Consider the following 21,436-nt stretch of genomic DNA (forward strand, 5'->3'; position numbering starts at 1 on the left):
AAACCCTGGTTGATCACAGGCTCTAGAGCGCGATCGGTTTAATACCGGTCAGCGAAATCGCTGACCGGTATGCGCGCAGGGTTGGTGTGGCGGCTGCGCGCAACATCAAAAAGATACCAGCCAACCGTCTTCAAGCGACGTGTCATTCTTTCGGCTGGCTGGTATAAGTCGATCACGCTCTACACCTATTTTGGCGAGCACGTTGGCCGGCTTTGATTGAACAGGATGGTTCAATCAAAACCTACCTTGCTCTAGGTTAACGGGTCGCGTGGGTGACGAATTTGGTGTTGAAATAGGCGTCGATCGCGTCGGTGCCGCCTTCCGAGCCGAAGCCCGAGTCTTTGATGCCGCCGAACGGCACTTCGGGGAGGGCGAGACCGTGATGGTTGATCGACATCATGCCCGCTTCCACGCGCTCGCCGATCATCGCCGCGGTGCGCGCCGAGCTGGTATAGGCGTAGGAGGCAAGCCCATAGGGCAGCCGGTTCGCTTCCGCGACCGCCTCCTCAGCGTCACGGAACGGGCGGATGATGGCGACTGGGCCAAAGGGTTCCTCGTTCATGATGCGTGCTTCCATCGGCACGTCGGTGAGGATGGTCGGCGCAAAGAAATACCCTTTGTTCCCGACGCGCTCGCCGCCGGTCACAACCCGCGCCCCTTTCTGCGCCGCGTCCTGGACGAAGCCTTCCATCGCCTGCACGCGGCGCGCGTGCGCGAGCGGGCCCATGCGGGTGTCCTTCTCCATCCCGTCGCCGAGCTTGAGCGCCTTGGCCGCGGCGACGAATCCTTCGACGAAACGGTCATAGACCTTTTCCTGGATCAGAAACCGCGTCGGGGAGACGCAGACCTGGCCGGCATTGCGGAATTTATTGGCGCTCAGGATCGAGACCGCGCGGTCGAGATCGGCGTCCTCGAACACGATCGCCGGGGCGTGCCCGCCCAGTTCCATGGTGATCCGCTTCATGTGCTGGCCGGCGAGTGCCGCAAGCTGCTTGCCGACCGCGGTCGAGCCGGTGAAGGAGACTTTGCGGATCACCGGATGCGGGATGAGATATTCCGAAATCTCCGCCGGCACCCCGAAGACCAGGTTGACGACGCCCGCCGGCACCCCGGCATCGGCGAAAGCGCGGATCAGCGCGGCGCAGGAAGCGGGGGTTTCCTCCGGCCCCTTGACGATGATCGAGCAGCCGGCGGCGAGCGCGAGCGAGATCTTCCGCACCGCCTGATTGATCGGGAAGTTCCACGGCGTGAAGGCGGCGACCGGCCCCACCGGCTCCTTGAAGGTGAGCTGATAGACCCCCTCGGCGCGGCCGGGGATGACCTGGCCGAAGCTCCGTCTTCCCTGTTCGGCGAACCATTCGATGAGATCGCCGGCGAGGAGCGTCTCACCGCGTGCCTCGGCGAGCGGCTTGCCTTGCTCCATGGTCATGATCGGGGCGATGGTGTCGGCGCGTTCGCGCATCAAGGCGGCGGCCTTGCGCATAACATTCGCGCGATCATAAGGGCTCTTGCGACGCCAGACGGCGAAACCCTGTTCGGCGGCGGTCAGCGCCGCGTCGAGATCGGCGCGCCCGGCATGGGCGACCTCGCCGATCGGCTCGGCGGTGGCCGGGTTGAGAACGGCGATGCGTCGGCCATCGGCGCTCGCGCGCCATTCGCCGGCAATGAAAAGCTCGGTCAGCTGCGGATACATTGTCGTCTCCTTCGGATCATGTCGCGAGGTCAGGCGATCGGCGGGTGCGCCGCGGCGTTTGCCCGGGCGCGCAGGCTGCCCACGATGCCGGCGGGAAAGAACGTGACCACCAGCACGAAGATCAGCCCGAGCCAAAGCAGCCAGCGCTCGGGATCGAACAGCGCCGGCGCGAGCGGGATCCCGCGTGCCGCCGCCGCGAGCAGCGAAAGTCCCGGCTGCAGATAATATTGCGCGAGCACCATCACCGTCGCCCCTATCGCCGCGCCATAGAGCGTCCCCATTCCGCCGATCACCACCATCAGCAGAATATCGATCATCAGCGAAAAGGAAAGCGTCGTATCTGGATTGGTATAACGAAGCTGCATCGCCAGCATCGCCCCGGCCAGGGCTGCGAACCCGGCGGCGAGCGCGCTCGCCAGCGCACGATGGAAAATCGTTCGAAAGCCGAGCGCCTCGGCGCGGAACGGGTTTTCCCTGATCGCCTGCAAAACCCGCCCGAACGGCGAATTGACGATGCGAAGCAGCACGAGAAAAGAGACCAGCGTGAGCGCAAAAATCAAATAATAGGCAATCACCGTGCCGCTGATGCGCAAGCCGAGGATGGGCGACGCGAAAGGGTGAAACCCCGGCGCGATCAGGCGCGGGACGGAGAAGGTGAGGCCATCTTCGCCGCCGGTGAGGCCGCGCCACTCGCTCGCCAGCACCTGCGCGAAGCGGGCCAGCGCGAGCGTGATCATCGAGAAGAAAATCGCCCGCACGCGGAGCGAGAGCAGCGCCATCGCCAGCGCCAAGCCGACCGAAACCGCAATCCCCGCCGCCGCCCCGAGAATGAGCGCAAGCCAGCCGCCGCCGCCGCTTAAGGCGATCGCGACGCCATAGGCGCCGAGACCAAAAAACGTCGTCTGCGCGAAGGAGACGATGCCTGTATAGCCGAGCAGGAGATCATAGCTCGCCGCCAGCACGATGAAGATCAGAATCCGCGCGGCCACCGCGAGCGCCTTGGTGCCGGGAAGCAGAAACGGCGCGAAGGCGAGCACGAGCAGGAGTGCGACAAGGAGGGCTGCAAGCAGCCAATGGCCGGGGCGATCCTCAGAGAGAAGCCGCATCACGCGCCATCCATCGGCAGCAAACCGCGCGGCCGCCACAACAGAACGATCAGCATCAGCGCGATATCGGTGCCGAGCGCGAGCTTGGGGGCAAGAAATCCGACATAATTATTGGCGAGCCCAAGCAGGAGAGAGGCAAGAAAACAGCCATTGACCGAGCCGAGACCGCCGATGATGACGACGATGAAAACGAGGATGATGATTTCCCCGCCGAGATCGGCGGTCACCATCCCGGCATAGAGCGCGAAGACCACGCCGCCCACGGCGGCGAGCGCGGTGCCGGCGGCAAACACCAGGCGAAACAGCGTGCTCGCGCGAAACCCGAGCGCCTCCACCATCTCGCGGTTCTCCACCGCTGCCCGGATCAGCAATCCGAGCCGCGTGCGGTTGAGCGCAAGCTGAGTTGCGGCGTAAATGACGAGGCCGAGCACACAGACCATGAGCCGATAGCGTTCGAGCGGGGCGCCGGCGATGATGACACTGCCGCGCAACGCCAGCGGTCGCGGCAAAGGCAAAGGCTCAGCGCCAAACACGATGATCAGGAGTTGCTGCAAAATGATGCCACCGCCGACGGTGATCAGAATTTGGCGGAGCGGGGCGCCGGCGACGCGGCGAATGAGAAGGCGCTCGAACACCAGCCCCACCCCGGCCCCAGCCCCCGCGGCCAGCGCGATCGCCAGTGCCACCACGCCGAGCGCCGCCGCGATCCCCAAGCCCGCCAACGATCCAGTGCCGAGAACGGCAACAACGATGAAGGCGCCAAGGGTCACGAACCCGCCATGAGCGAAATTGAGCACATCCATCAGGCCGAAAATCAAGGTGAGGCCAATGGCGGCGAGAAACAGCATGCAACCCATGGCGAGGCCGGCGACGGTGAGGGTGAGCCAGGTCGAGAAACTCATCCCCAAAAGCGCCACAAGGACAAGCAGCGGCAGCACGAGATAGGGCAGAGACTCACGGGGGATGAGAGCGATCGGGGTCATTGATGGCTCGCGAGGCTGAGGCCGAGAAGCCGGGTCTGCAAGGCAATATCGGCGGCGAGCGCTGCCATTTCGCCGCGATGGACGATGCGCCCATCCTCCATGACCGCGACATGATCGCCGAGCGCGCGCGCCATGGCGAAATTCTGCTCGACCAGCAGGATGGTGGTGTGGCTTTCCTTGAGCCGGGCGAGCGCTTCGGTGAGTTGCGCAACCATCACCGGCGCGAGGCCCTTGCTCGGTTCGTCGATGATCAGCAAGCGGTGTTCGGCGGCCATCGCGCGCCCGATCGCGAGCATCTGCTTTTGTCCCCCGGACAAGGTTCCGGCACGCGCCCGCCATTTCTCGGCGAGCACCGGAAACGCCGCCATCACCGCCTCGAGCCGCGCCGGAGCCGGATCGCCGCGCCAATCCGCGAGGCGAAAATTTTCGGCGACCGTGAGCGCCGTGAACACGCCCATGCTCTCTGGCACATAGGCGATCCCGAGGCGCGCGATGGCGGGCGTCGGCAGCGCCGCGATCTCGCGCCCGGCAAAACGGATCGCGCCTTGCGAGGCCCGCCACAGCCCCATGATGGTGCGCAGAGCCGTGGTTTTGCCGGCGCCGTTTCGCCCCAGCAACACGCTGACATAGCCCTCGGGAACCGCGAGATCGACGCCATGCAGAATGTGATAGCGGCCGATATGCGTGTGCACAGAGGCGAGTTCGAGAAGCGGCACCGGCGCGGCCATCGCTCAGCCCTCGCTGCCCGTGCTGCCGAGATAGGCCTCTTGCACGACCGCAAGCGCCATCACCGCCTCTGGCACGCCATCGGCGACCAGGCGCCCCTGATGCAAAACGATCACCCGATCGGCGAGCGCGCGGATGACATCCATCTTGTGCTCGACGAGCAAGATCGTCTTCTCGCGATCGCGTTTGATGGCGGCGATGAGGTCGAGCACCGGCGGCACTTCATCAACGCTCATCCCCGCCGTCGGCTCATCGAACATGAAGACATCCGGCCGCCCCGCGAGCAAGAGCGCGACCTCGAGCTTGCGCTGATCGCCGTGGCTGAGGGCGCTCGCCGGGGCGCTGGCGCGCTTGCTCAAACCCACGGTTTCGAGCAGTTCGGCGCTTCGCGCGTTGAGATCGTGATGGTCGGAGGCGAGGCTGAGAAGGCGGAAATCACGCCGTGCCTCGGCCTGCACCGCGAGGCGGATATTCTCGAAAACCGATAACCCCGGGAACAGATTGGTGAGCTGAAATGCGCGGCCGAGACCGCGCCGCGCCCGCTGCGGGACCGAGAGGCGGGTGATGCGCTCACCTTTGAGCCAGACCTCACCGGCGCTCGCCCGGATCTGACCCGAGATCAGGTTGAAGAATGTCGTCTTGCCGGCACCGTTCGGGCCGACGATCGCGGTCAGCGTGCCGGGATAAAACGCCGCCGAGACGTGATCGACCGCAACCTCGCCGCCGAAGCGCACCGAGAGCGCCTCGGTGCGGAGAAGTGCCACGGCGTTCGCCATCTCAGCGGCCGTTTTGGATCGGAACCGACATCTCCTCGATGGTGAATTCATGGGTGAGCTTCGGCACCGCCCAGGCGACATTGGGTTCGACCGCGATGCGGAAGCCATACATCGATTGCAGCGCCTGGTGATCCTGTGGCCGGAAGATCATTTTTCCCTTGGGGGTCGCGAAGGAAAGACCCTCCATCGCCGCGATCAGGGTTTCGCTATCGGTCTTGCCGTGGGTTTTCTCGACGGCGGTGACCACCGCCATTGCCGCCGCCATGCCGCCGCAGGTGAAGAAATCCGGCGGCTGATGGAAGCGCTTTTCATGTTCGGCAACGAGCCAGTCATTTTCTGGGTTTTTCGGAATGTCGTAATAATAATAGGTAGCCCCTTCGAGCCCCGGAAACGCCTTGTAGGCGACGAGGGCGGGGAGAATGTTGCCGCCGGTCGCGACCCGGATGCCGAGCCGCGCCGGGTCCATCGCCTTGATCGCGCTCAGCGGATCGCCGCCGCCGGCCCAGATTACCCAGATCACCTTGTCGCCTTTTTCGTTGGCGAGACTGTCGAAAATCCGCTGCAAGGGCGCGGTGAAATCGGTGGTGGTGGGGGGCGCGTATTCCTCATGCACGAGATGCGCGCCCGTCGCGGCGAGGGCGGTGCGGAACGCCGCAACCCCATCGTGGCCGAAGGCGTAATCCTGCGCGAGCGTCGCGACGATCACCCCCGGCTTGCCGATCGCGAGGGCGTTGGCGATGGCGTCTTGCGAGGAATTGCGGCCGGTGCGGAAAATATAGCGGTTCCATTTCGCGCCGGTGATGCTGTCGGCGACAGCGGGCTCGATGATCAGAATCTTCTTGTAATCCTGTGCAACCGGCAGCATCGCCAGCGCGACCGCCGAGCTGGTGCCGCCGACCGCGAGATCGACATCGTCATCGCCATAGGCCTCGGCAAGCAGGTTGCGCGCGACATCGGCCTTGGTTTGGCTATCTTTTTTGACCAATTCGATCTTGCGCCCGGCGACCATCATGGTGCCGTGGGTTGCGTATTCGAGGCCGAGTTCAAACCCGGTTTCCGATTGCTTGGCATAGGCTTCGAGAGGGCCGGTGCGGTCCTCGATCAGCGCGATGCGAAGCGGCTTGTCCTCGGCGCGGGCCGCGACAAAAACCTGGGTTGCGCAAAGCAACACGGCCAAACCGAGCAAAACCCGTCTCATCATGATATCCTCCGAAAAATCATCCCGCGCAGGCAGGATTGGCCGGCAGAAACGCGCTATCGCCGGGGATGGTCGCGAGTGCCTGATAGTAATCCCAGGGGGCGCGGCTTTCTTTCGGCGTTTTGACGCGATAAAGGGTGAGATCGTAAATCACCCGCCCGTCTTCGCGCACGCGCGCCGGATGGCCGAAATAATCGAGCGGCTGCGCCCGCATGGCGCGATTGACGGCGAGCGCCTCGCTGGTTTTGGCGGCGTCACAAGCGCGGAGATAGTGCATCGTTGCGGTGTAGATCGCGGCTTGGTTCTTGGTCGGCATGGCGCCCCGCGCCGCTTTGAAACGTGCGCCGAATTGGCGCGCGGGCTCGCTCTGATCCCAGTAGAATCCCGCGGAAAATGTCAGCCCCTCGGTCATCTCGAGGCCGAGCGCGTTGATATCGGTGATATAGGTGAGGAATCCGACGATCACCGGCCCGCCCGCTTGCAGCAGGCCGAATTCGCGCGCCTGTTTGATGAGATTGATGAGATCGCCGCCGACGGAGGCAAGGCCGATCGCTTGCGCGCCGGAACTTCGTGCCTGAAGCAGGAACGGCGCGAAATCACTGGCGCCGATCGCATGGCGCGCAGCGCCCAGCACGCGCCCGCCATTGGCCTCGATCACCGCGCTCGCATCGCGCTGCATGGCGCGGCCGAAGGCGTGATCGACGGTGATGAAAAACCAGCTTTTGGCCCCGCCATCGAGCACCGCGCGGGCGGTGCCGGCGGTCAGGGCATGGGTGTCATCGGCCCAATGGGTGCTCACGGGCGAGCAGGATTTTGCGGTGAGATCGGCGGTTGCGGCAGCGGTGATCATTACCGTTTTGCGCCGCTGCTTTGCCACTTCCTGCACCGCGAGCGCGATGGCCGTCACCGGCAGATCGATGATCGCCTCGACCCCGTTCTCGTCATACCAGCGTCTGGCGATGGCGGCGGCGATGTCGGGTTTGTTCTGGTGATCGGCATGCACGATCTCGATCGGGCGGCCGAGCACGCGGCCGCCGAAATCGGCTGCGGCCATCTGCGCGGCGAGCACCGAACCCGGCCCACCACTATCGGCATAGGGGCCGGTCTCATCGGTGAGGACGCCGATGCGAAGCGGCGCGTCCGCGGCGCGGGCACGACCGCCGAGCAGCGGCAACGCCGCGAGTGCCGCGAGCGATCGGCGGGTCAGGGGCGATGGCATCATGTCAGCGTCACCGGGAGCGAGAGAAAGCCGCGAAATCGCGCCCGCCCGCCACGCACCGGCGGTGCTGCGAGATCATAGCGCGGGAAGCGTTCGAGAAAGCGGCCGATCGCGATGCGGGCTTCGAGCCGCGCGACAGTGAGCCCGGCGCATTGATGAATGCCGAAACCGAACGCGATATGACGATTGGGCGTGCGCGCGAGATCAAGCCGGTCGGGGTCGGGAAATTGCGCCGGATCGCGATTGGCGGCACCGATGCCAAGCGTGATCAGCGCGCCTTCGGGGATAGTGATCCCGCCAATCTCGCAGGCGGCGAGGGCGCGGCGGTTGCCGAGCTGGTTCGAACTCTCGAAGCGGAGAAATTCCTCGATCGCGCTCGCCATGAGGGTGGGATCGGCGAGGAGGCGCGCGCGCTCGGCCGGAAATGTGATGAGGGCGTGGAGCGCGTTGCCGATGAGATTGGTCGTCGTCTCATGCCCGGCATTGAGGAGAAAAATGCAGTTATGAAGAAGCTCTTTCTCGGTGAGACGGGAGCCGTCGGCCTCACCCGCGATCAGCCGGGTCAGGATGTCGCGCGCTGGATCGCCGGGAAGCCGCCGGCGTGCCGCGATGGGATCACGGAGATAGGCGAGAAATTCCTCGACCGCGCGGTTGCCGCGCGCCAGCATCGCCGCATCCGGCGCCGGCTCCAGCGCGCCGAGAATGGCAAGTGACCAGCCGCGCAACGGGCCGCGTTCCTCATGCGGAACGGCGAGCAAATTGCCGATCACCTCGACCGGAATGAGGGCGGCGAAATCCTCGATCAGATCGATGTTTCCGCGCTCGGCGGCGCGATCGAGGAGGGTGGCGACGAGATGCTCGATCCCCGGCTCCATCTCGGCGATGACACGCGCGGAAAGCGCGCCGGCGATCAGGCGGCGCACATTGGTATGGAGCGGCGGGTCATTGAAGACGAGGCTGGTGGTGTGGTGCTCGTAAAGCGGGCTTGCGCCAAATTTCGGGCGAAATTCCGCTTTCTTGTCGGAGGAAAACCGCCGTGCGTCACGATAAACGGCAACCACGTCGGCGTGCCGCGTGAGAAAATAGGTCTGATCGGGCATGCGCCGGACCGGATCATGCTGGCGCAAGGCATGATAGAAAGGATAGGGGTTTTCGTAAAATGCCGGCGGCAGGGCGCGAAGGTCGAACGTGGCGAGCCAAGTTGTATCCCCCGCTTGAGCGGCCGCCACCGTTTCGTCCACGTTCCCCTCTCCCTCGCGACGCACGCTACAAGCGGGGTATCACCGCGTCAATCGCCATGGCGCCGCCGCCGCCGGCGCGTCAGGCACGGTGGATGGGATCGATCCAGGGGATGGTTTCCGGCTTTTCGACCGGTTCGATATCGAGATTGACGACGACCGCTTCGTTATCGCTTCGCACCAGGACGCATTCCAGGGTCTCGTCGCTGCTGGCGTTGATCTCCTGATGCGGCACATAGGGCGGAACAAAGATGAAATCCCCGGGTCCGGCCTCGGCGGTGAATTCGAGATGCTCGCCCCAGCGCATGCGCGCGCGGCCTCGGATGACGTAGATCACGCTTTCCAGGGCGCCGTGGTGATGGGCGCCGGTTTTGGCGTTGGGGTGGATGCTGACCGTGCCGGCCCAGATTTTTTGCGCCCCGACGCGGGCGAAATTGATCGCCGCCCTGCGGTCCATCCCCGGCGTCTGCGCGGTGTTGGGGTCGAGGCTGTGGCCGGGGATGACCCGCACGCCCTCGGTTTTCCAATCCGGCGTATGGTGATGCCCGTGCGGGCCTTCGGCATGGCTCATGATTTGACGACGCTCCCCACTGCATTGGTGAGCGCCATTTTGGCGCCAAACAGGGCGTCTATCCAGCCCCGATCGCGGCGCGGCCGCGGGCCGGTCTCGGGCACCAGGGCGGCGCACCCGATCACCGCGGCAAGGCCCGCGCCACTGAGCACGAGAAACGCGAGATCATAGCCGCAATATTGCGCAATCAGGCCGCCCGCGAGATTGGAGGCGCTGGCGCCGAGGCTGACGGCGAGCGCGACCGCGCCCTGGACGAGGTTGACGCGCCCGGTGCCCTGCATGAGATCGGCGGCGATCAGGGCGCTCGCGACCCCGAAGATCCCCGAGCCGATGCCATCGAGGGCCTGCACCGCGACCACCGCGAGCGGGTCGTGGAAGATCATCAGCAAGAGGCCGCGCAGCGGCAGCACGGCGAGCGCGACGAGAAATATCGTCTTTCGCCCAACCCCGGCGACGACCGCACGGCCGACCGCGGCCGACGCCAACGTCATCACCAATTGCGCCGCCATGATGCAGCCGCTCGCGGCGAACAGGCCGCTCGCATGATGCGCGGCCAAAGCCTCGCTCGCCAGCGGCAGCATGGCGCCGTTGCCGAGATAGAAAAGCAGGCAGACGGCGAGAAAGGCGATCAAATCGCGCCGGCGGAGAAGGGCTGCGAGCGGCGTCGCGCTGGCGCCAGGCAAGGCATCGCCACGCGCCGCCCGATGATCGATCTCATGCGCCGGGATCACCGCCGCCATCGCCGCGCTGGCGAGCGCGAAAATGCTCGCGAGGATGAAAATCCAGGTCAGACCAAAGAGCCAGCCAGTGACGCCGATCAAGAGGGCGGCCAGGAAATTACCGGCATGATTGAAGGTCTCGTTGCGGCTGACGCGCGCTGCCAAACCGCGCCGGCCGACGATGCCGAGACTCAAGCCGATGGTGATGGGGTGAAACACGGCAAGGGCGATGCCGAGAATGACGGAGGCGGTGAACACCGCGGCCTTGCCCGGAACGAGCGCGATCAGCAGAACGCCGAGCGCCACCATCGCACCCGAGATCGCGAACATCAGGCGCTTGCGTGTCGTGCCGTCAACCAGCACGCCGGCCGGAACCTGGCTCACCGCGCTCGCGATATTGCTGAGCGCGAAGGCGAGCCCGACCGCGCCCGGCGACCAATGGCGAACGCTCCCAAGGAACATCGCGAAAAACGGGCTCAACCCGTCGCGGACATCAGCGAGAAAGAACAGCATCAAGTCGAGGCCGAGATGGCTGCGCGCTGATGGGATGGGCGCCGCCAATGTCGGCGCGGCGAGCGGGGTGCGTGTCGTTGTCATGGCCAGACCCTGGCCAGCGGCGGTGGCGACACTATGACCGGGTTAGCCCCATTCTCGCCGCATTTTGGCTGGTCTTGCCACGATCTCCGGCCGGGTCTCGGGAACGGCCGCTGAAAATAGCGCGAGGGCGACCAGCGCTGCGGCAGAAAGGGCAAGAAAACCAGCGCGATAGCCAAAAACCTCGACGATCACGCCAGCACCCAGATTGGAAGCGGCGCCGCCAATCCCGGTCGCCAGCGCGACCAGACCTTGCGCAAAGTTGATCCGCCCGCTGCCCCGCATCAGATCGGCCGCGATCAAGGTTGCGATCACGCCGAAGATGCCGGCGCCGATGCCATCGAGCATCTGCACGAAGACGATCCCGAGTGGGCTGGTCACGAACGCGAATAACACGCCGCGCACCGGCAATACCGCGAGCCCGACCAGAAAAATCGGCTTTCGCCCGAAGCCCGCAGCACTCGCCCGCCCGACGACGAAGGCCACGCCGACCATCACCGCTTGCGCGACGATGATGCAGGCGCTCATCGCCGCCGCGTCGCTGCCGGGGTGGGTGATCGCCAGCACCTGCCCGGCGAGCGGCAGCATCGCGGCATTGCCGAGATGAAACAGCGTGACGGCGAGCAAGAACATGGCAAATCCCGGCCGCCGCAAGGTCTCTCCGAGTGAAATCGCTGGTGCGCCGTGTTCACGGCGACCGCGCGCGACATCGTGATCGATCGCCGCTCGCGGGATCAGCGCCACCACCGCGGCACTTGCCAGCGCGTAGCCACAAGCGAGATAAAAAATCCAGGCGAGCCCGGCGACATGCGTCACCGCGATGATGACGAGCGCGCCGCAGAGATTGCCGGCGTGATTGAACCCCTCGTTGCGGGCAATGCGCGCCGGCAAGCGTTGCGGCCCGACCAGGCCGAGGCTGAGACCGATCATCCCTGGCCCGAGAAAAGCGGCGGCGGCGCCCAAAATCACCTGGACCGGCAAAACCGCCGCCGGGCGCGGCGCGAGGACGACGAGCAACGTCCCGAAGCCAATGATGAGGCCGGCCCCTGCCAGCAGCAAACGCTTGCAGCGGAGCGCATCGACGAGAAGCCCCGCCGGGATCAGGGCGAGCGCCGTCGCGATATTGTTCACCGCCAGCGCCGTCCCGATCATCGAGGGCTGCCAATGCGCCGCGCCCTTGAGATACACCGCGAGATAGGGGCCGATCCCGTCGCGCATATCCGCCATGAGGAAGGCGAGCCAGTCGAGGGCGCGGCGCACGCGCGGCGGCGCGACGGCCTCGGCCGTCGCCCCCGCCGCGTCGAGCGTGGGCGTGATGTCGCTCGTGGCCGGCGTCATGGTCGCGGCGCGGGGAAGAGCTGTTGCGCTTCGATCACTCGGCCATATGGGGTTGCGAGCCCAAACCCGCTCGCCGAGACCATCGCCCCCGGGGCGAGCATGGCGGCCTCGGCGGCGGCCTCGGGCGGCGGCAGATGGAGCTGCGTGCCATCCTCCAGCATCGCGCCGTTGAGATCGCCGCGCGGGCCATAAAGCGCAAACCGCACCCGCCCCGCCGCCGTCATCGGCGCCGCCGGGCCGGGGAATGGCGGAAACGGCGCCATGCCGGGGCCGGGCGGGCCGGTATCGATGACGGTCTGGCCGGTGGCGTTATCGGTGATCGAAACCGCTTGCACCACCGGAACCGCGTAGGCGCGCAGGCCGCGGATGGCAACCTGATCGCCGACCCGCACCGCGCGCAGCAGCGCCGGGCCGAGATGCGGCGGCAGATGCGCCTCGGTGCCATCGGCGAGGATAACGCCATCGACATCGCCGCGTGGGGTAAGGCCAAAGGCGATGACCTGACCCGAGAGCAGCGGCCACTGATCGGGCGCCGCCCCCGGCGCCTCGGCGATCGGCGGCGGCGGTGCCGGCGGCGGCTGTGCCGCGGCGCTGCCGAGGCCGAGCGCCACACCAGCGAGGAGGGAAAGACCAAGCCGGGATCGTGTCATGTTATGTCTCCTCTCGTTGTGGATCCGGCGATGCCAGATCGACAGAGAGGTCTAGGCAAGCCGCGGGCCAAAGCTTTTTTATTGAAAAATATAGATATTTTCTATGCCGGCGACGGCGCGCTGTCCGCCTATCAGTCAGCCTTTGTCCGCTTTTCTGACACGCCATCGTCGCCGCTGGCCTCGCCGAGGCGATAGCGGCGCAGCTTGGCATAGAGGAGCTGGCGGTGAATGCCGAGCCGCCGCGCCGCCTCGACGCGGTTCTGGCGGGTCGCCGCCAGGGCGTTTTGGATCATCGCCGCCTCGAGCCAGGCGATGGCGCCGGGAAGATCGCTGCCAGCGGCGATGCGGGCGGAAAGGCGGCTGGCGATCCCGTCGTCGGTGGCCTCGTCCTGCCCCATCGTGAGAAAATCGAAGGCGCTGGCGGCAATCACCGGCTCTGACGTCAGCACCGCCGCCCGCTCCATGGCGTTGCGCAATTCGCGGACATTGCCGGGCCAGGGATAGGCGAGCAGTCTTGCCGCCGCCGCTGCCGCCAGCCGTTGGCCGCCGGCAAGGGCAAGGAAATGCTCGGCCAGCGGCACGATATCGGCGAGCCGTTCGCGGAGCGGCGGCACGGCGAGCGGCACGACGCCGATCCGGTAGTAGAGATCTTCACGAAACCGCCCGCGCGCGATTTCGGCGCGGAGATCGCGATGGGTCGCGGCGAGAATGCGGACATCGATCGGCACCGGCCGCCCGCCAAGCGGCGTCACCTCGCGGGTCTCGAGCACGCGCAGCAGCTTGGCCTGCAACAGCGGCGCCATGTCACCGATTTCATCGAGCAGGAGGGTGCCGCCATGGGCGGCCCGGAATGCGCCCTCGCGGTCGGCGTGGGCGCCCGTGAAGGCGCCACGGACATGGCCGAACAGCTCGCTCTCCAGCAGATCGGCCGGGATCGCCGCGCAGTTGATGGCAAGAAATGGCCCCTCGGCGCGCTTGCCGTAACGGTGGATCGCGCGCGCGACGACTTCCTTGCCGCTACCGGTCTCGCCGGTGATCAGCACCGTGGTCTCCTGATCGGCGAGCCGGCCGATGGTCTTCTGCACCTCGCGCATCGCCGCACTCGCGCCAATGAACGTCTCGCCCGGCGGCGGCTGGCGGGGGAGTGGGGCGGCGCTGGCGAGCATCCGTTCGAGCAGGGCGGCGAGATCGGCGCGGCCGATGGGCTTGGCGAGATGGTCAACGGCGCCGAGCCGCATCGCCTCGATGGTGTTGGCGCTGGTTGGGACGGCGGTGAGCACGGCAACCGGCGGCGGCGTCGGCCGCGCGCGGATGCGGCGCAGCACCTCGATCCCGTCCATCCCGGGCATGCGGAGATCGAGCAGCACCGCGTCACAAAGCTGCCGCGTCAAGACCGCCAGCGCTGCCTCGCCATGCTCGGCGAGCGCCGGTTCATGGCCGAGATCGCGGATGGTCTCGGCGAGGCTCTCGCGCAAGCCGGCATCATCGTCGACGATCAGGATCCGCGCCATGATCCGCGATCCTGCCAGACCAGGACGAGCGCGAACACCGCGCCGCCGCGGCCTTCGCCGCCGGGATCGAGAAGCTCGACCGATCCGCCTTGCGCTGCCGCCATTTCGCGCGCGATGGCAAGGCCAAGACCGGTGCCATCGGCGCGACCGGTGACGAAGGGCTCGAAAATCCGCGCGCGCAGGGGCGCGGCGATGCCGGGGCCGGTATCGGCGACGCGGATGACCAGTTTTTCCCCCTCGCGATCGGCGCGCAGGCTGACCGCACCGCCCGAAGGGGTGTGGCGGAGGGCATTGTCGATCAGCGCCGCCAAGACGCGCCGGGTCAGCCGCGGATCGAGGATCGCGGTCACAGCAGGGCCCTGGTGCGCAAGGCGCACCCCGACGCGGCTGGCGAGTTCGCCATGTTCGGCAACCAGGGCGGCGAGCAGACGCGGCACATCGACCGGCTCGGGGCACGGCTCTGGCCGCTGGGTGAGGCTCAGGATTTCGCCGACGAGATGATCGAGCCGGGCGATTTGGCCGATAATGGCGGCGAGCGCCGGCTGCGCCCGGTCCGCCCCGCGCTCATTTTCGCTGGCGGCCATGGCGGCGAGCGCGTTTTCCGCCTTGAGACGCATCGCCGCCAAAGGATTGCGGATTTCATGGGCGATGCCGGCGGCGACCCGCCCGAGTGCGGCCAGGCGCTCGGCCTCGGCAGCTTTGCGGGAGAGTGTTTCGGCCTCGCGGCGGGCGCGCGCAAGCCGGGCGCCGGCCTCGTTGAGGGCGGCGAGGATGCGGTCGAGATCGCGCTCGCCAGTGGCGGCGAGCGTCGGGAGATCGGCGATGTCATGGGCGCCGAGCGCCGCCTCGATCGCGCCGATATGTCGCCCCCAGCCGCGCGCGAGCCGCCAGAGCCAAAGCGAGAGCAGCAAAACCAACGCAAGCAACGCGGCAAGCCCCGCTTGCAGATGGGCCACCGCCGGGATCGCATCGACCCGCGTCATCACCCAGACGCTCGCCCCCGGAATGGCGGCGGGGCCGTTCAGCGGGCGGGCATAGAGCAAAAGAGTTTGCCGCCGCCCGCGCTGCTCGCGCGCGACCGGGGCCCGCTCCTGCCGCGCCGCGGCGTTGATCGCGGCAATGCTCGCGCTTTCGGCCGCCGGCAGATCGGTTTTGACGCCGCTGCCTTCATAGGTCGGGAAGGCATAGGCGAGCGAGCCGCGCCCCTCCTGCCAAATCCCGCCCTCGACACCCTCGGCGCCGGCCAGCGCCGCGCGCACGACAGCGGCGAGACCTTGCACGAAAGACGCGTCATCGGGCGGGCGCGCGAGACCGGTGGCATAAAAATCATAGGCGCCGGCGAGACGCTCGGCGGCACGCGCCAGTGTCACCTCGGCTTGCGCGATGTGGGCGGCGGTGGAGGCCCGTTCGAGGGCGAAGATCAGCCCTGCGATCGCCGCCGCCGCCGCCAGCGAGAGCAGCCACAGCAGCGTCAACCGCGCCCCAAGCGAACGCAAGCCCCGCGAACGCAAGCCCCGTGAACGCAAGCCCCGTGTGATCGTCATGCGCGCCGGCGCGGTGCCGCCTACCAGGGAAGCGTCTCGCCCTGATAATCGAGATAGGCGATCCCGCCCTTGCCATGATGGCCGTTGATGGTCGCGGCGAGGCCCTTGGTCGCGGTTTCGACATCGAGCGGCGCGCGCGGCCCGCCCATATCGGTCCGCACCCAGCCGGGATGGAGCAAAAGCACGGTCCGCGCTTTATTGGCGTCATGGGTCGCAAAACAGACTGCGGCCATGTTCAGCGCTGCCTTGCTTACCCGGTAGAGTTCATAGCCGCCGGTGCAGCGCGCGATGCTGCCGAGGATCGAGGTCATGAAAGCGATCGTTCCGGTCGGCGTGACGAGCCCGGAAAGCGCCTCGGCGGCGCGGATCGGGCTGATCGCGTTGGTAAACAGGACGCGGGTGATTTCCGCGTCGGCGACCTTGGCGAGCGGCACCTCCGGCGGGCTCGACACCCCGGCATTGACGAGGAGGAGATCGAACGCCTCGCCGGTGAGCCGCTCGGCCAGCGCCGTGACCTCGGCCGGGTGATCGATATCGACCTTTTGCAGCCGCAGCGCCTGCGGATAGGCGCGATGGACCTCCTCGAGCCCCGCCGCTTCGCCACGTCTCGTTGCGACGACATCAAAGCCGCGCGCGAGCCATTGCCGCGTGAGGCCGAGCCCGAGCCCGCGCGAGGCCCCCAAGATCAAGGCTTTCATGATCAATCCCTATGCCATTCCCGTCGCATCACCGAACCGGGCTTGGATCGGTCTCCGGCCGGGGATTGAAATCCAAAGGCGGCGCAATGTCGATGCCGCTCGCGGCAAAGCCGGGTTGAAGATCGACCGGAACGATGCCGCTCGCGCGGCAGCCGGCGCCGCCATCGAGAGGGAGGGACGCGAAACGCGCGGGTGCGATGGTGGCATAGTCCGGCGGCAGCGGCGGCACCGTGCCGGCAACGCGGCCGGGATCGAACGCCGAAAGCAGGTCACCCTCCTCGGGCACGCCGTCATCTTTCGGGCCGAGCCAGGGCTGGCCGAGTTTTTCTGCCCCCGCCTGCCGCGCCGCTGCCTCCTCGGGGAGGGTTGCCAGTGGCGGCAGGCCGAAAAGCTGGTCGAGAAACTTGATCACGGCATTGTGATCACCGATCTCATGCGAGACGACATGGGCGCGGGCGTAGGGCGAAATCAGCACCAGCGGCACCCGCGGCCCGCGCGCGAGCGGCGCGCCATCCGGCCCGTTCTCGAGAAACCGCGGCGGCACATGGTCATAGGCGCCGCCGCCTTCATCGAAGGTAATGACGATCACGCTCTCGCGCCAATAAGGGCTCGCGGCGATGGCGTTGACCTCGCGCGCGAGCAGCGCGTCGCTGATTTCCGAATCGGCGTAACCGGGATGGTCGTCATCGCCGCGGAATTTTTTTTGCACCGCGGGATCAGGATCGGCCGGTGTGAGGCCGGCGATGTTGAGGAAACCACCACGAACATAAAAAACGCCACCGGCGCGGGGCAGGCGCTTTGCCGCGACATCGCCGAAGAAATCGCCGAGCCCATGCAAATGCGCCGCCATTTGCGGATTATTCGCGATATAGCCGAAATATTGCGGCCCATTATGATGCCAGACATAGGAAAGATGGCTACCCCCCGGCGGGGCATCGGCGGCATCGGTCACTTCGTGGCCGTAGCCCTCCTGATACCAACCCCAGGGGAGCCGCGGCTGGCCGCGCGCCGCGATCGCTGGGATATCGCCGCCGAGATCGGCGAGATCGTGCTCTTTGTCACGATCGGCGCGAACGATCGTCGTGATGTCGTGGCCGGCGAACGTGAGCGGCAGCGTCGCGTAGGTCTGATTGATCCCGGGTCCGGTTTTATAGCGCGGGTTGCCGGGCGTTCCGCTCTGATGATCCTCGGCCGACCCCCAAAATGGCGGCGGATTGCCGGTCATCGGCACGCCGGGGCTCGCATAGCCGCCGCCATGGGAGGCTTCCTCCGGATGCTTCACCCATTGCGTTTCGCCGCTTTGCCCGGCGATCAAGGCGATGGCGTTGGGGGCGGACGGGGTCAGGCTATGTTGGAAAAAGGCGTCGAACAGCGCGAAGCGGACGGCATAGGTCCAGAGGAAGGGGATAGTGTCGCAATCGACATGGGCCATCGGCAAAAGCCCATGCTGGCGGGCGCGACGCGACGGTTTTTCCCCCGCTTTGACATATTTCATCTCCTCGGCGAGCGCGAAACGGTCCATCGCCGCGGCGCCGCCGGTGATGTGGAGTTTTTGCAAGAGAATGGCGTGGCTGTGATCCATGTCGTCGAGATCGGCGGCGAAATCGCGCGGGCCGATGCGGAAGGGATGGATGCGTGTCGTCGTCCCGTCAGTATTGATGATCGGCTGATAAAACCCCGGGGTTGCCGATGGCGCTTGGCTATAGAGCCCATTGGCGCCGGGAAAACTGCCGAAATAGGAATCGAAGGAGCGGTTTTCCTGATAGAGGATGAAAACATATTTCACCCGCCGGCGGAGCGCTGCCCACATCGCCGCCGGCTCGCCGAGTGGGGTATGGGTGAGATAGGGGATGATGGCGGGCGCGGGATCGGGTTGGGGGGTGAGCGCCTCGCCGCCCGCGGCGAGGGCCGCCCTGCCCAACAGCGTATGGATGACCAGCCCAGCCAGGATTGCCCGACGCATCCCACCACTCCCCGTCCGATGGCCTGCAAGCGACACCGTTATGCCAGCCGCCAACGGCCGCGGCATGTGACGATTTCGTGTCAGCCAACGCCCCCTCAGAGGACAAAGCCGGGCGCACCCAGGCTCATTTTGCCCCGCCCGCCGCGGGGGACGCCGCGATCCCTTTGGCGCCGCGCAGATCGGCGCCGGCGAAGGTCGCGCCGTCGAGATGAGCGCCAGTGAAGTCAGCGCCGGCGAGATAGGCTCCGGAAAAATCGGCAGCGGTGAGGTCGGCGCCGGCGAAGGACGCGCCTTCGAGATGGGCGAAACGGAACAGGACATGCGCAAGCCCAGCGCCGGCGAAATTCGCGCCGCGCAAATCGGCGCTGGCGAATTCGGTGCGCAATAGGCCCATGGATTGGTTGCGCATGTCGGCGCTCATCATCGCATGGCTGAAATTCGCCCCGGCCATCTTATCGAAGCTGAAATGCACCGTCATCGAAGCGCCCGAGAGATCGGCGCCGGTAAAATTCGCGGCCTCCGCTGGGCTGTTGTCCATCGCCGTCGAGGTGACCATGGTTTGCAGCGTCGCATTGCGCAGGGTGGCGCGCGAAAAATTGGCGCGGATGATCCAGGCGAACGTGAGATCGGCGCCCGCGAGATCCGCCCCTGTGAGATCGGCGCCGACCAGCTTGACACCGTGCAGATTGGCGCGCGCGAGTTTGGCGCCACGCAAGTCAGCACCCGAGAGATCAAGGCCGGTGAGGTCATCGCCTGCCATGTCTCGCCCGGCGAGCAAGATTTTGCCAGCCGTCCGCCCGCTTGCAACGATCGCCTTGACCTCGGCGGCGGCGAGATGCGTTTCCGCCCCAGAGACCGCCGGCGCGGCAAGGAGACTCAAAATCACGGCCGCGCCCAGGCGCGAGGCTTTCGTCATGGCGCCGCGCCCGAACGCGCGTTCACTCATTTGAAGGCACACCCCGCCTTGACCCCGAGCAGGCGAAAAAACATCGCCGCCGGGCAGAGTCCCGTGAAGCTCGATTGCAGTAGATTGAGGCCGATGAAAGCCGTAAACAACAGGAAATACTGACTGACATAATAGGTCAGTACGACGCTGAGCAGAACCATAACGCCCGCAAAGCGGAACACGGCACGATCGATCGACATGATACCCTCTCCTTATAACACGAAAATGTCAGGCATTTTCCTTGAGCTTGTGAAGATTGAGCTGCTTCATGAGGAAGCGCTCATAGAACGGTTCGCTGGTGCCGCCGCGTATCTTGCGCAGGAAGTATTTTTCGAATCCGACTTTCGCGAGATGGACCCAGGCCCCCTTGGCCGCCCAGTTGGTATTGCGCGGCGGAATCTGCGGCTTGGCAACGAAGGCGACGCCGCCATCGCCGAAATCGGCAAGACAAATCGCGTTCCACGTCGCGCGCGCCGTCGGCTCACGCCCACGCAGCAGGGCGCCGATATTTTCCGCCGTCGCCGTCACCATCGATTCGATCATGAACCCGGTTTTCGGCACACCCACCGGCACCGGCGTCGGCCCGGTTGGCGGAATCGCGACACAGACGCCAATGGCAAAAACATTGCGGAAATGCGGATTACGCTGATGCTCGTCGATCAGCACGAAGCCGCGCGGATTGACCAGCTTTTCAACGCCGCGCAACGCCGCCACACCGCGGAACGCCGGCAGCATCATGGCATATTTATAGGGCAAATCGTGGGTCTTTTTGAGGCTGCCATCTTCGGCCAATTCCTCGACATGCAAGATTTCCGCTTCCGCCGCGCTGAGTTTGGCGTTGGTGATCCATTTGATGTGCCGGTCGCGGAATTCGCTTTCCAAAAGCCCTTTGGTATCGCCGACCCCATCGAGCCCGAGATGACCGACATAAGGCTCGGCGGTGACATAGGTCATCGGCACCCGATCGCGGATCTTGCGTTTGCGGAGTTCGGTGTCGAGAATCAGCGCGAATTCATAGGCCGGGCCGTAGCAGGACGCCCCTTGCACCGCGCCGACCACGATCGGCCCGGGGTTTTTGCAAAACGTCTCGAAGGCGGTATGCGCGCGCTCGGCGTGATCGACATGGCAGATCGATTGCGTGAACCCTTCGGGGCCGAAGCCGGGAATTTCATCGAAGGCGAGATCGGGGCCGGTCGCGATCACCAGATAATCGTAGGAGACGCTGCTGCCGTCCGCAAGCTCTATCCGGTTTGCCGCCGGATCGACGCGCTTGGCACCCTGGTCGAGCAGGCGGATTTTTTTGCGTGCCATGACCGGCGCGAGGTCGATCTCGATGTCGCGCCGCCCGCGCCAGCCGACCGCGACCCAAGGGTTGGAGGGCACGAAATGGTAATTCCGCCCCTGTCCGATCAGGGTAAGGCGGTCTTCCTTGCGCATCTGCGGCAGCAATTCAAAGGCCATCAAGGTCCCGCCGAGCCCAGCGCCCAGAACCACGATCTCCGCCATGACGTTCCCCTTTTTCCAATCGATGATTTGACAATATATTCGCATCATCGTATATACGCAAGCACGAAAATATATGGTGACGGAAAAAACACGCGATGACGGCGAGCCTAGAAGCCATGCACCGGGCGGCGGACCAAGCGAGCGAGCTGTTGAAAGCCCTGGCGAGCCGCCATCGCCTGCTCATTCTCTGCCATCTCGCGGAAAGCAAATGTTCGGTCGGCGAGCTTGCGAGCGCGCTCGATCTTCGGGACTCGACGGTCTCGCAGCATCTCGCCCTGCTGCGCCGCGACGGTCTTGTCGCTGCCGAGCGTGACGGGCAGACGGTCTGGTACTCGCTCGCGAGCGGCCCGGCGCGCGACGTTCTCGACACCTTGTTTGCGATTTACTGTCCCCGTGACGTGGCGCGGAAGCCGCGCGCAAAGGCCCTGCAGACACGATATTGATCGGTTTCCTATTT

At 65.9% G+C, this 21,436-nt stretch carries 20 protein-coding genes; 1 reads left to right on the plus strand and 19 read right to left on the minus strand.

From position 1 onward, the window contains the following. Positions 1 to 256: 256 nt before the first annotated feature. The 19 genes from DEF76_RS04410 to DEF76_RS04500 all read right to left on the minus strand — a co-directional run bounded on the left by DEF76_RS04410 (position 257) and on the right by DEF76_RS04500 (position 20,979). The gene (locus tag DEF76_RS04410; protein ID WP_114911289.1) at positions 257 to 1,693 is read right to left on the minus strand and encodes an NAD-dependent succinate-semialdehyde dehydrogenase; all 1,437 of its coding nucleotides are present in this window, start codon (positions 1,691 to 1,693) and stop codon (positions 257 to 259) included. A gap of 29 nt (positions 1,694 to 1,722) precedes the next feature. Then, positions 1,723 to 2,799 carry a branched-chain amino acid ABC transporter permease gene (locus tag DEF76_RS04415; protein ID WP_114913655.1) on the minus strand — a complete coding sequence of 359 codons (1,077 nt, stop codon included), beginning with the start codon at positions 2,797 to 2,799 and terminating at the stop codon, positions 1,723 to 1,725. After that, complete coding sequence (locus DEF76_RS04420) at positions 2,799 to 3,782, minus strand: branched-chain amino acid ABC transporter permease (RefSeq protein ID WP_114911290.1); 984 nt, start codon at positions 3,780 to 3,782, stop codon at positions 2,799 to 2,801. The genes DEF76_RS04415 and DEF76_RS04420 overlap by 1 nt, the downstream gene beginning before the upstream one ends. After that, positions 3,779 to 4,510 (minus strand): ABC transporter ATP-binding protein, encoded by a 732-nt coding sequence (locus tag DEF76_RS04425; protein WP_114911291.1) that lies wholly within the window; start codon positions 4,508 to 4,510, stop codon positions 3,779 to 3,781. Before DEF76_RS04425 ends, DEF76_RS04420 begins: the two co-directional genes overlap by 4 nt. A 3-nt stretch (positions 4,511 to 4,513) precedes the next feature. Next, a complete protein-coding gene (locus DEF76_RS04430; RefSeq protein ID WP_114911292.1) occupies positions 4,514 to 5,284 on the minus strand; it encodes an ABC transporter ATP-binding protein in 771 nt (256 codons plus the stop codon). Position 5,285: 1 nt separating this feature from the next. Then, the gene (locus DEF76_RS04435) at positions 5,286 to 6,485 is read right to left on the minus strand and encodes a substrate-binding domain-containing protein (protein WP_205216106.1); all 1,200 of its coding nucleotides are present in this window, start codon (positions 6,483 to 6,485) and stop codon (positions 5,286 to 5,288) included. 16 nt (positions 6,486 to 6,501) lie between these two features. Then, positions 6,502 to 7,704: an ABC transporter substrate-binding protein gene (locus DEF76_RS04440; RefSeq protein ID WP_205216107.1), complete on the minus strand. Its 1,203-nt coding sequence runs from the start codon at positions 7,702 to 7,704 to the stop codon at positions 6,502 to 6,504. Next, on the minus strand, positions 7,701 to 8,942 hold the full coding sequence (locus DEF76_RS04445) for a cytochrome P450 (protein WP_205216108.1): 1,242 nt from the start codon (positions 8,940 to 8,942) through the stop codon (positions 7,701 to 7,703). Before DEF76_RS04445 ends, DEF76_RS04440 begins: the two co-directional genes overlap by 4 nt. Positions 8,943 to 9,021: 79 nt before the next feature. Next, a complete protein-coding gene (locus tag DEF76_RS04450; protein WP_114911293.1) occupies positions 9,022 to 9,510 on the minus strand; it encodes a cupin domain-containing protein in 489 nt (162 codons plus the stop codon). Beyond that, a complete protein-coding gene (locus tag DEF76_RS04455) occupies positions 9,507 to 10,826 on the minus strand; it encodes an MFS transporter (RefSeq protein WP_114911294.1) in 1,320 nt (439 codons plus the stop codon). The genes DEF76_RS04450 and DEF76_RS04455 overlap by 4 nt, the downstream gene beginning before the upstream one ends. Before the next feature lie 42 nt (positions 10,827 to 10,868). Continuing rightward, positions 10,869 to 12,161 (minus strand): MFS transporter, encoded by a 1,293-nt coding sequence (locus DEF76_RS04460; protein WP_114911295.1) that lies wholly within the window; start codon positions 12,159 to 12,161, stop codon positions 10,869 to 10,871. Continuing rightward, positions 12,158 to 12,811, minus strand: coding sequence for a hypothetical protein (locus DEF76_RS04465; RefSeq protein WP_162800476.1), 654 nt, complete (start codon positions 12,809 to 12,811; stop codon positions 12,158 to 12,160). Before DEF76_RS04465 ends, DEF76_RS04460 begins: the two co-directional genes overlap by 4 nt. A 131-nt stretch (positions 12,812 to 12,942) precedes the next feature. After that, the gene (locus tag DEF76_RS04470; protein ID WP_114911297.1) at positions 12,943 to 14,322 is read right to left on the minus strand and encodes a sigma-54-dependent transcriptional regulator; all 1,380 of its coding nucleotides are present in this window, start codon (positions 14,320 to 14,322) and stop codon (positions 12,943 to 12,945) included. Next, complete coding sequence (locus DEF76_RS04475) at positions 14,307 to 15,866, minus strand: sensor histidine kinase (RefSeq protein WP_114911298.1); 1,560 nt, start codon at positions 15,864 to 15,866, stop codon at positions 14,307 to 14,309. The genes DEF76_RS04470 and DEF76_RS04475 overlap by 16 nt, the downstream gene beginning before the upstream one ends. Before the next feature lie 20 nt (positions 15,867 to 15,886). Further along, a complete protein-coding gene (locus DEF76_RS04480) occupies positions 15,887 to 16,564 on the minus strand; it encodes an SDR family oxidoreductase (RefSeq protein ID WP_114911299.1) in 678 nt (225 codons plus the stop codon). Between the two features lie 28 nt (positions 16,565 to 16,592). Beyond that, on the minus strand, positions 16,593 to 18,527 hold the full coding sequence (locus DEF76_RS04485; RefSeq protein ID WP_114911300.1) for a phospholipase C: 1,935 nt from the start codon (positions 18,525 to 18,527) through the stop codon (positions 16,593 to 16,595). Positions 18,528 to 18,651: 124 nt separating this feature from the next. Further along, positions 18,652 to 19,473 carry a pentapeptide repeat-containing protein gene (locus DEF76_RS04490; protein WP_114911301.1) on the minus strand — a complete coding sequence of 274 codons (822 nt, stop codon included), beginning with the start codon at positions 19,471 to 19,473 and terminating at the stop codon, positions 18,652 to 18,654. Next, positions 19,470 to 19,673, minus strand: coding sequence for a YgaP family membrane protein (locus DEF76_RS04495; protein ID WP_114911302.1), 204 nt, complete (start codon positions 19,671 to 19,673; stop codon positions 19,470 to 19,472). The genes DEF76_RS04490 and DEF76_RS04495 overlap by 4 nt, the downstream gene beginning before the upstream one ends. A gap of 28 nt (positions 19,674 to 19,701) precedes the next feature. Beyond that, complete coding sequence (locus DEF76_RS04500; protein WP_114913659.1) at positions 19,702 to 20,979, minus strand: NAD(P)/FAD-dependent oxidoreductase; 1,278 nt, start codon at positions 20,977 to 20,979, stop codon at positions 19,702 to 19,704. A 95-nt stretch (positions 20,980 to 21,074) separates the two neighbouring features. Between DEF76_RS04500 and DEF76_RS04505 the strand changes: the two genes are divergently transcribed. Next, complete coding sequence (locus DEF76_RS04505) at positions 21,075 to 21,422, plus strand: ArsR/SmtB family transcription factor (RefSeq protein ID WP_162800477.1); 348 nt, start codon at positions 21,075 to 21,077, stop codon at positions 21,420 to 21,422. The last annotated feature ends 14 nt before the right edge of the window (positions 21,423 to 21,436 follow it).

Origin of the sequence: Acidibrevibacterium fodinaquatile, assembly GCF_003352165.1 — a bacterium.
Classification (GTDB): domain Bacteria; phylum Pseudomonadota; class Alphaproteobacteria; order Acetobacterales; family Acetobacteraceae; genus Acidibrevibacterium; species Acidibrevibacterium fodinaquatile.